Annotated in this window: 8 protein-coding genes; 5 read left to right on the top strand and 3 right to left on the bottom strand. The window is 61.6% G+C overall.

Annotated features, from left to right (window positions below):
* A partial coding sequence (locus tag GA0061105_RS17740; RefSeq protein ID WP_141130208.1) for an ABC transporter ATP-binding protein occupies window positions 1-609 on the top strand: 609 nt, incomplete at its 5' end.
* 107 nt (window positions 610-716) lie between these two features.
* Here the strand turns inward: GA0061105_RS17740 and GA0061105_RS17735 are convergent.
* From GA0061105_RS17735 to GA0061105_RS17725, 3 genes are all read right to left on the bottom strand, one after another.
* Window positions 717-2,963, bottom strand: coding sequence for a glycoside hydrolase family 2 protein (locus tag GA0061105_RS17735; RefSeq protein WP_092751828.1), 2,247 nt, complete (start codon window positions 2,961-2,963; stop codon window positions 717-719).
* A gap of 203 nt (window positions 2,964-3,166) precedes the next feature.
* The gene (locus tag GA0061105_RS17730; protein ID WP_064694199.1) at window positions 3,167-4,165 is read right to left on the bottom strand and encodes a LacI family DNA-binding transcriptional regulator; all 999 of its coding nucleotides are present in this window, start codon (window positions 4,163-4,165) and stop codon (window positions 3,167-3,169) included.
* A gap of 9 nt (window positions 4,166-4,174) precedes the next feature.
* Window positions 4,175-5,179 (bottom strand): Gfo/Idh/MocA family protein, encoded by a 1,005-nt coding sequence (locus tag GA0061105_RS17725; RefSeq protein WP_092751826.1) that lies wholly within the window; start codon window positions 5,177-5,179, stop codon window positions 4,175-4,177.
* Window positions 5,180-5,380: 201 nt separating this feature from the next.
* On the opposite strand from GA0061105_RS17725, the gene GA0061105_RS17720 reads away from it, so the two are divergent.
* The 4 genes from GA0061105_RS17720 (at window position 5,381) to GA0061105_RS17705 (ending at window position 9,673) form a co-directional block, all read left to right on the top strand.
* Window positions 5,381-6,673 carry an ABC transporter substrate-binding protein gene (locus tag GA0061105_RS17720; protein ID WP_092751824.1) on the top strand — a complete coding sequence of 431 codons (1,293 nt, stop codon included), beginning with the start codon at window positions 5,381-5,383 and terminating at the stop codon, window positions 6,671-6,673.
* Between the two features lie 97 nt (window positions 6,674-6,770).
* Complete coding sequence (locus GA0061105_RS17715; RefSeq protein ID WP_064708595.1) at window positions 6,771-7,658, top strand: carbohydrate ABC transporter permease; 888 nt, start codon at window positions 6,771-6,773, stop codon at window positions 7,656-7,658.
* 1 nt (window position 7,659) lies between these two features.
* Window positions 7,660-8,571, top strand: a complete 912-nt coding sequence (locus tag GA0061105_RS17710; RefSeq protein WP_064694203.1) for a carbohydrate ABC transporter permease — start codon at window positions 7,660-7,662, stop codon at window positions 8,569-8,571.
* 19 nt (window positions 8,572-8,590) lie between these two features.
* Window positions 8,591-9,673 carry an ABC transporter ATP-binding protein gene (locus GA0061105_RS17705; protein WP_092751822.1) on the top strand — a complete coding sequence of 361 codons (1,083 nt, stop codon included), beginning with the start codon at window positions 8,591-8,593 and terminating at the stop codon, window positions 9,671-9,673.
* The last annotated feature ends 26 nt before the right edge of the window (window positions 9,674-9,699 follow it).

Raw genomic sequence — 9,699 nt, 5'->3', positions numbered from 1 at the left:
GTCGACATGCGCACCGAGATCAAGCGGCTGCACCAGCGCATGGGCACCACCTTCGTCTATGTCACCCACGACCAGATCGAGGCGATGACGCTGGCAACCAAGATCGCGGTGCTGAAAGACGGGGTGCTGCAGCAGTTCGGCACGCCGGCCGAGATCTATAACAGCCCGGCCAATCTCTTCGTCGCCGACTTCATGGGATCGCCGGCGATGAACCTGCTCAACGCCACCGTCGAGGCCGGCGCCGCCGGCCTTGCCGTTACGCTCGAGCGGCCGAACGGGGCGCCGCTCAGACTGCCTGTCGTCTCCGGCAATCACGGCCTGTCCGCCTATGCCGGCAGGCCGGTGATCTTCGGCATCCGCCCCGAAGCCCTGACCGATCCCGATGGCGCCGACCGCAAGGCGCGCTCGCTGACCGAGGACGACTGCCTGATAGAGGTGGTCGAACCGGCCGGTTCCGATACCTTCGCCGTCACCAAGCTCGGCGGCAAATCCGTCGTCGCACGCCTGCGCGCCGATGCCGGCATCGCCCCCGGCCAGAACACACGCCTCGCCTTCAACCTCGACAAGGCGGTGTTCTTCGATCCTGACAGCCAGGCGCGGATCGCGTGATGGCCGTTAGAGCGCCGCGCGTCCAATAAGATGCGCCAAGGACGCTCTAACGCTATGAGCTTGCGCATAATCCTTTTCAAAATTTTTCGATTTTTCGGGCTTACGCGCTAGGCTGCCGCTGTTAGGTTAAGGGTCACCGGCGCGAACCGCGACGAGACCGCTTCGACCGTGATCTCGCCCACCAGCCCCGTTGCCTCCAGCCAGAAGCCGGATGTGCCGCCCTGCAGCGGCACGGTGGTTGGGCCGACGATCCTTGCAGGTCCATCCACCTTCAGCGAAATGCTGTCGTTCATGAAGGGCAGGCGCTGGCCGTATTGGTCGAGGGCGCGGATGATGACGCGGGTGCTGTCGCGTTCGCGAGTCTTCAGCGTCGAGCTGTCGGCGACCATTTCCAATGTTGTCGGCAAGGGATCGGCTGCCAGCTTCAGGCTGGCCACCGCTTCGCCGGCGATATAGCCGGTAAGGGTGCCGTCGATCCATTCCAGACCCCAGGTGCCGAGCTCATCGGCGGTGAAGTGCCGATGATCGAGCACAACAGGCGGATGCGGCAGATGCGGATAATTCTCGCGGTCCGGGCCGATTCGTTTGCTGAGCGCGCCGTATTGCAGTTCCACCTCGTCGCAATTGGTCAGAATGATCAGCGGCAGCACGCCGCCGATGTTTCTTTCGCCTCGCGCCCAAAAGGTCACCGGCTGCATTACGATTTCCTCGGAAGGATCGCACTGGCTGATATAGGCATAGGCTGCAAATTTCGGCTCGCGGAACATATCCATGACGCCGTGATAGCAGACGCGGTCGCCGGAGCCGAAGTCCTTGTGGGTGTTGTAATCAAACATGCACCAGCCGATGGCGCCCGAGATATCGGGGTCGCCATAAGCGGCGTTCAGCACATCAAGGTGACGGCGCACATGCTCGGCCTGGCGCTGTTCCTGGTCATAGATCTTCGTCGGGTGCATGTGGCCGTTGAACTCGGTGATGAGGTACGGCACCTTGTGGGATAGCCCGGTGTTTTCCTGCTGGCCGCGAAGGACTGTACGGGGGCGATTGGCGCCCGGCAGTTCCTCATTGCCGAGGATGAAGTCGTTCATCGTGTAGACGTCTTCGAGCAGCTCGCTCTCGGTGATATAACGCACGCCGCCGGTCTGGCGGGTGCTGTCGAGCTCACGGGCGAGCCGGTTGGTCTCCGCATAGAAATCGTGGTTGTCCTGCGACTCGTTGATGCGCACGCCCCAGATGACGATAGAGGGATGGTTCCAGTCGCGCTCGATCATGCGGCGAACGTTCTCGATCGATTCCTTCTGCCAGTCGGCATCACCGATATGCTGCCAGCCGGGGATCTCCTCGAAGACCAGCAGGCCGATCGCATCACACCGATCGAGGAACCATTTCGACTGCGGATAATGCGAGGTGCGGACGATATTGCATTTCAGCACGCTCTTCATGATGTCGGCGTCACGCTCCTGGGCGGACCGGCCGGCGGCATAACCGACATAGGGGAAGGCCTGGTGGCGGTTAAGGCCGCGCAGTTTCAGCGGCTTGCCGTTCAACAGGAAACCTTTCGGGGTGAATTCGGCAGTGCGGAAACCGAACCGGGTGGAGAGGCGGTCGGAGCCGTGCTCCGTCCTGAGTTCGACCGTGACCTCGTAGAGCGTTGGATCAGTGATGTCCCAGAGCGCGATGCCGGTGAGGCCGCCGAAGGAAAGCGTCGTGCGGTCGCCGATCGTTTCGGTCGCTGCGGTGGCGATCACCGTGCCGTCCGCCTGTTTCAGCGCAGCAGTAACCGTCGCCGAGAAGCTGCGACGCTCGGGGTTGGCGATATCGACGCGGATCGTTGCCGATTTCTCCGAAGCGAGAACGTCTGTGGTTTCGATCTTCAGATTGCGGATCGAAACCGGGTCAGTGACTTTCAGCCAGACGTCGCGGTAGATGCCGGCATAAGTCAGATAATCGATGCGGCCGCCGAAAGGCGGAATGTCAGGGTTCTCGCTGCCATCGATCTTGACGGTGACGAGGTTTTCGCCCCTGAGGAGCTTGCCGGTGAGGCGGGCTTCGAAGGGCGTGTAGCCATCCTTGTGGGCGACGATCTCCTCGCCATTCAGATAGACGACGCTGTCGGCCATGGCGGCGTCGAAGACCAGCGAGACCTCGCGGCCCTCGAATTCCGGCAGCCAGCGCAGTACCTTCTGATAGGTGAAGGCGCGCTGATAGCTCTTCTCGTCAAAATAGTTGAAGGGCAGCTCGACGGCGGTGTGAGGCAGGCTGATCGACTTGGCGCCATCGAAGCTTTCGAGCAGGCGTTGACCGAAGCCCTCGTGGAAACTCCAGCCTTCATTGAAGGAAACGACGGAACGCATATCAGGCTCTCCCGGTCGTGGCATCAGGAGCCGTGCAGCACCCTTCCGCGCGTGAGAATCGGGTCATCGGATATTCCTCCTTGATGCAATAAGGCGAGAGCCGTTCAGGCGCTTCACGTCGAATCTATTCATGCGATGCGCTTTAGCTTTTTTCGGTGATGCCGTCATCCGGAACCGCCTCTCACACGTCCTGATGGCATGCATCAGGCAGTCGAGCCCCAGCGGGGGGTGCAGGTGAGCGTGATACTGTGCGGGCCGTCGATCCCGGCGTCGTGGCGTTCGATCAGTTCGACGACCGCGTCGATGAAGGCCACATGGTCGAGGCTCAGCGTCGTGAGGTCGTTGCAATCCCAGGCGGCCATGGCGATGCCATCCTGGCCAACGATGGCGATATCATCAGGCGTGCTTTTGCCAAGCACGCGGCGCGCGGCATCGCGCGCGCCGATCGCCATGACGTCGTTGCCGCAGATGATGGCGCCGACCTTGTCTCGGTGCATCAGGAGCACGGCTTCCTTGAAGCCGGAATCATAGGAATAATCGCCGACGGCCTGCGCTTCGAAGGTAAGGCCGCGTTTGGCGAGCGCCTCGGCGAACCATCCGCGCCTCAGCTTGTCGATCCAGCTCGAATTGGTGCCGGAGAGATAGGCGAAGCGCTTCTTGCCGTCCCGGACGATCTTGTCGATGATTTCGTCGGCGGCCTTGGAGCCGTCGATGCGGATGCTGGAGACGTTTTCGTTTTCGAGCGGCTCGAAGGAGACGATGATCGGTTTCGTCGTGTGGAAAATATCGACGGCATCCTGCATCGACACCATGTCGGAAAAGATGACGACGTGATCGACCTGATAGGTAGAGGCAAGCCGCATCAGCTGCAGCCGGTCGGAATGGTCGGCGCAGCAGAGGATGATAGGCAGCAGCTGCCGCGCCTGTAAGCGGTGGACAAGAAGCTGCTGCTCCTCGGCCTCGCAGGGGTTGCCGATGGCGTTGACGACAAGGGCGACGAGACGCGATCGCTGATTGTTCAGCGAACGGGCGATGGCGTTGGGCTGATAGCCATATTCACGGGCGACGGCGAGAATGCGCTCGCGCGTCGCGCGGCCGATGCGCGAATCCGGCGAGAAGGCACGGGAGATGGTGGCGGAGGAGACGCCGGCGAGTTTCGCCAGCTCTTTCGAGGTAATCCGCCGTTTGTTCGTTCCGCTCATCTTCGCCTGTCAGGCGGTGATCCTGACGGACGCGCCGCCGGCCGCCGCCGATTCCTTGATTGCATCCCACAGCCTAGCGAATCTGAGGCCCATTTCAACGGAGCCAGAGTTTTCGATTTTCCCCTCGCGAATGGCGAGGAAATTTTTCATGGGATTGCCGAGAATCTCAGCCTCCTCGCGCGTGCCCGCGCCGCGCCCATCGATGATCTCGCGCCAGCCGCCCCAGGCGTCGATGCGTACGATCGCCTTCGAATAGAAGAAGGTGATGTAGGAGGCGCAGCCGGGTGGTCCTTCGCCGGCTGCCGTCAGCGTCGCCAGCGCGCCGTTCTTCAGCCGCGCGGAGACGGCGGTGGCGATGTCGACCTTTTTGCCGTGGTTGTTCATGTAGGCGGAAACGCTGTCGAAATCGGAGTTGGCGAGCAGGCAGACCGTGTTCATCATGTGGGCCCCGGTATCGAACATGAAGCCGCCGCCTGATATCTCCGGCTGCTGTTTCCAGTGGCCGTCGTAATTCGACGACCAGCTTTCCCAGATCATGCCCGAAATGGCAATCAGCTCGCCAAATTCGCCGGAAAGCGCCCGCCGGCGGGTGTCGAGCACCAGCGGCGACAGGCCGCCCTGGAAGGCGGTGACGATGGTGACGCCGCTCTTCTTCTGCTCGGCGATCAGCCGCTCCGCCTCGGCGACCGTCGTGACCATCGGTTTTTCCAGGAAGAGGTCGAGGCCGGCCTCGGCGACGGCGGTCGCCTGCTCGGCGTGGAAGGCGTGCGGCGTGGAGACATAGACGATATCGAGCGTGCCCTTCATTTCGGCGAGCATCTTTCGATAGTCCTCGAAGCTTCTCGGTTCGGACGCACCGGCAGCGAGGCAGACATCAATCAGGCGTTGGCGCGAGGCGGCCATGGTGTCTGCCAGTGCTGCGAATTCGATCTCCGGCATCGCAACCCAGCTCGCGGCATATTCCGCTGCCTTCAAGCCGGCGCCGATGACGCCGAGGCGCAATTTTCCAGGCATGAAAATCCTCCTCTGGTGAATTGTGCACACGATTACACAGAGGAGCCAGAGCTGGCAAGTTCTAAATACAGTAAACTAAATCAACAATTTAACTCTCGAATGGCAATCCTTTCGAAAAGGTTCTTGTCAGACAATGGAATACGTGTACATTTTTGCGGCGGTGCTGGAGGGCGCCGTGGCTCTAAAAGAGGGAGGATTTCGTTGAAGAAGACGGTTCTTGGTGGCCTGTGGGCCATCCTGCTGAGCGCGGTTTCGACGCTGGCGCAGGCTGAAACAATCCGAATTGCAAATCACGGCCAGGCCGGCATCGACGCGATGAAGTCGACGGTGGAACGGATCGAAAAGAAATACGGCATTACCATCGAGGTCGTCGAATATCCGGCGCCCGACAAGGACTACTTGACCAAACTCCTGACGGAGCTCGGCGCCGGCAACGCGCCAGACCTGTTCTCCATTCCGACGACGGCTGCCGTCGCCGACATGGTGGAAGCCGGCTACCTCGCGCCTGTCAGCAAGGAGTTCAAGGCCTGGGACGGCTACGCCAACCTCTATGAGGTCGCCAAGGAGCTTGCCGTCAGCCCCGATGGCGAAACCTATGTAATGCCGTTCATGCTCGGTATCCAGGAAATCTACTACCGCAAGGACGTTCTCGAAAAGGCCGGCATCTCCACTGAGCAGCCGAAGACCTGGCGGGAGCTTCTCGACCGGGCGGCCGAAATCAAGCAGAAGACAGGGGCCTACGGGCTGCTCTTCCCGGCCGGCGTCTCCTGGGGAAGCGGTGCCTTCGACGAAGGCTTCCAGCACCTGCTTGTCGGCTCCAAGACGCCGCAGCTCGTCGATGCCGAAGGCAAGCTCGACCTCAACGGCGAGGGCATCAAGGATGTCTTCGGCGTCTACAAGGAACTGATCGACAAGGATCTGATGCCGACGCAGCCGCTGCTCGGGCCAGAGCCCTGGGTTGTGCCGAAATATCAGATGTTCCCGGCGGGCAAGCTTGCTGCGACTACCTGCGGCTCGTGGTGCTATATTTTCGACTGGGGCCGCGAGAGCAAGAATCCGATTCCTGACGTGACGAAGGTGGTGGGCACCTGGACGGTTCCGGGTCAGAGCGGCGGCCAGTATGTTCTCGCCAACCTTGCCGCGCCGTGGGCGGTCAATTCGAAATCGGCCAATGCGGAGCTCGCGATCAAGGCGCTGATGGAGATCGGGTCCATCGAGACGCAGGTCTCCTATGCGGCGCGCATCGGCAATATCCCGGCCAGCAAGGATGCGGCTGACAATGCCGACTTCCAGAAGTTGACGGAACTGGTTCCGATCCATGCTGCGGCGGAAAATGGCGTGTTCCTGAAGCAGGCCTCCGGCTTTGGCACGGTCTCGGAAGGTGTCGCTCGGGCCACCGAAGCGCTGCTGCGCAAGGAAACCGATGCCGCCGGCGCACAGAAGATCCTCGTCGACTATGTCAAGGAGACGCTCGGCGACGACGTGGTCAAGTAAAGCGTCTGCCTTCTTCCTCAGGACGGGACGCGGCGCCGTCGCCGCGTCTTCCCGTGTTTACTCGATAAGCCGGTTCATTCGACAGGTGTGAGCTTCCATGGTCCGAAACTCTCATGAAAAGCGGGCCGAGCGGCAATGGCTGCTGATCCTGCTGCCCTCGCTCGTTCTGCTTTTTGCCTTCGTTATCTACCCGGCGGTCTATTCCATCTATCTGAGCTTTACCAACGAGGCGTTGACGGGGGCGGCGGCGCTTCGACCCCGCTTCGTCGGGCTGCGGAATTATACGCGGCTGTTCAACGACGCGAAGTTCTGGAACGCCCTGTTCGTCACCTTCGTCTTCGTCCTCGGTTCCGCAGTGGTCGGCCAGTTCGTGCTCGGGCTCATCTCGGCAATCGCGCTGCGCCGGCCGATCCGCTTCCGGCGGATCTTCTCGTCGATCATCCTGCTGCCGAATGCCGCCCCGGAAGTCGTGGCTGGTTTCATGTGGATCTCGATGCTGGCGGGCGGCGACAATGCCACGCTCAGCCGCATCGTCAGCTTCTTTGGTGTTACACCGGCCGACTGGCTGCAGGTCTTTCCGCTGTCGATGATCGTCATCGTCAACACCTGGCGCGGCATCGCCACCGCGATGATCCTGCTGACGGCCGGCCTCAGCACCATTCCCGCGGAGATCTATGAGGCGGCGCGGATGGATGGGGCGACGCCTTCGCAGATGTTTCGCCGCATCACGCTGCCGCTGATGATGCCGACGATCCTGCTCTACATGCTGATTTCGGCCGTCTCGACCATCGCAGTCTTCGGGCTCGTTTATGCGCTGACGCGCGGCGGACCTGGCGGGGCGACGGAGGTCATCAGCATCTATATCTACAATCAGTCCTTCACGGCGTTTCAGTTGGGATATGGCGCCGCCGTCGCTGTCGTCGCGCTCGTGATCTCGCTTCTATTGGGCATCGCCTATGTCCGGGCCATGAAGGTGGAGGTCTGACATGGCCGTCGTTTCCCCGAGCGAGACCGCAAACAAGCGCCGTTCCGACCTCATTGCCTATGCGACGTTGTCGCTGATCTCGATCTTCTGTGCCGTGCCCTTCTTCTGGGTGCTGCTCGCTTCTCTCGACGGCAACGCGCAGCTCTTCCTGCATTGGCCGGAGCAGTGGACCTTGGCTAACTATATAAGGGTCTTCACCAAGGAGGACGGAGCGAAGTGGCTGTTCAACTCGCTCTTCGTGGTCGGCAGCGCCACACTACTTGTCATGGTGCTTGCCGGCCTCGGCGGCTATGCCCTGTCGCGCACCAAGGCCTGGTGGAAGCTGCCCTTCCTTTACGCGATCCTGCTCATCCGTGTTCTGCCGCCTACGGCGCTCGTCGTGCCGCTCTACAAGTTTCTGCTGACGCTGAACAATGCTGAAGCGGCGGTGCTGAGACCGATTTTCGGCAGTTACGCGCGCGACATCATGCGCTGGACGGGCTTCATCGACGGTTATCTCGGGCTGATCCTAGTGCTCGCGACGATGCAATTGCCGCTGGCGCTGTGGATCATGAAGACCTTCTTTGACGGGCTCCCGCGGGATTACGAGGAGGCGGCGCTGATGGACGGGGCCACGCTGATCCAGCGCATCCGCCGGGTGCTCATCCCGCTGGCCTTGCCGGGGCTTGCGGCCGCCGGGCTGTTCGCCTTCATGTCGGCCTGGGGCGATTTTCTCTTGCCGCTGATCTTTCTGTCATCGCCGGAGCTGCAGACGCTGCCGCTCGGTCTGTTCCGCGCCTTCCTGCGGATCAACGAGATCGACTACGGCCTGCTGACGGCGCTCGCCTTCATCTACCTGCTGCCCGCCGTCATTGCCTTCGGCTTCGCGCGCCGCTTCCTCGTCCAGACGTTCTCGGGCGGCGTGAAGGGCTGAGATCAAGAAAGAGAAACGGATGATCACTCTCAGAAACGTTCGCAAATTCTACGGCGCGCTCGAGGTCATCAAGGGCGTCGACATCACCGTGGAAGACGGGGAATTCGCCGTTTTCGTCGGCCCGTCCGGATGCGGCAAGTCGACGCTTCTGCGGATGATCGCAGGCCTCGAAGGCATCGACGGAGGCGATCTCATCCTTAACGGCAAGCGCATCAACGACATGCCGCCCGATAAGCGCGGCATCGCCATGGTGTTCCAGTCCTATGCGCTCTATCCGCATATGACGGTCGCCGGAAACATCGGTTTCTCGCTCAGCTTGAAGAAGGTGCCTGAAGCGGAAATCCGCAGGCAGGTGGACGCTGTCGCCGAGATCCTGCATCTGACCGACTACCTCGATCGCAAGCCCGCTGCCCTTTCCGGCGGCCAACGCCAGCGCGTGGCGATCGGCCGCGCCATCATCAAGAAGCCGTCGCTGATCCTGTTCGACGAGCCGCTGTCGAACCTCGATTCGGCGCTCAGGGTGCAGATGCGCGCCGAGTTGCAGCGCCTGCACCGCGAGCTAAAGGCGACCGTCGTCTATGTCACCCATGACCAGGTGGAGGCGATGACGATGGCCGACCGTATCGTCGTGCTGAACAAGGGCGTCGTCGCCCAGCAGGGCGCACCAATGGAGCTCTATCATCACCCGGACAACGAGTTCGTGGCGACCTTCATCGGTTCGCCGAAGATGAATGTGCTGCCAATGACGGCAACACGCCGGGATGCCGGCACTGTCCGCCTGGAAAGCCCGCTTGGCCTTGCCATCGATCTTCCGGATGGGAATGGCGCTGTGCCGCAGGGCGAGGCGAAGCTCGGCATCCGGCCGGAGCATCTGAAGCTTTCGGCGGAAGGGCAGGGCGATTTTTCCACCGAAGTCGTCATTGTCGAGCGGCTCGGCGTCGAAACCTATCTCACGGTTGGTTCACAGCAGCAGCCGGTCGTCGTGCGTGCCGAGGGTGATATGACCATCCGTCCGGGCGACCGCCTGTCGCTCACGGTCGAGCGGGCCGCCTGCCATCTGTTCGATTCCGCCGGTCGGGTAATCCGCCCGGCTCAAGTTTGAAACATCGACGCCAAAACATTGAGGAC

It is taken from the genome of Rhizobium aethiopicum, from assembly GCF_900094625.1.
GTDB classification, from domain to species: Bacteria; Pseudomonadota; Alphaproteobacteria; order Rhizobiales; family Rhizobiaceae; genus Rhizobium; species Rhizobium aethiopicum.
The sequence above is the reverse complement of the archived record's forward strand: the minus strand, read 5'-3'. Positions and strand labels throughout refer to the sequence as shown.

Coding starts and splice junctions, on each gene's coding strand:
- GA0061105_RS17710 (WP_064694203.1), top strand. CDS start 7,660: ATGGCCGTCGTTTCCCCGAGCGAGACCGCAAACAAGCGCCGTTCCGAC.
- GA0061105_RS17735 (WP_092751828.1), bottom strand. CDS start 2,963: ATGCGTTCCGTCGTTTCCTTCAATGAAGGCTGGAGTTTCCACGAGGGC.
- GA0061105_RS17730 (WP_064694199.1), bottom strand. CDS start 4,165: ATGAGCGGAACGAACAAACGGCGGATTACCTCGAAAGAGCTGGCGAAA.
- GA0061105_RS17705 (WP_092751822.1), top strand. CDS start 8,591: ATGATCACTCTCAGAAACGTTCGCAAATTCTACGGCGCGCTCGAGGTC.
- GA0061105_RS17725 (WP_092751826.1), bottom strand. CDS start 5,179: ATGCCTGGAAAATTGCGCCTCGGCGTCATCGGCGCCGGCTTGAAGGCA.
- GA0061105_RS17715 (WP_064708595.1), top strand. CDS start 6,771: ATGGTCCGAAACTCTCATGAAAAGCGGGCCGAGCGGCAATGGCTGCTG.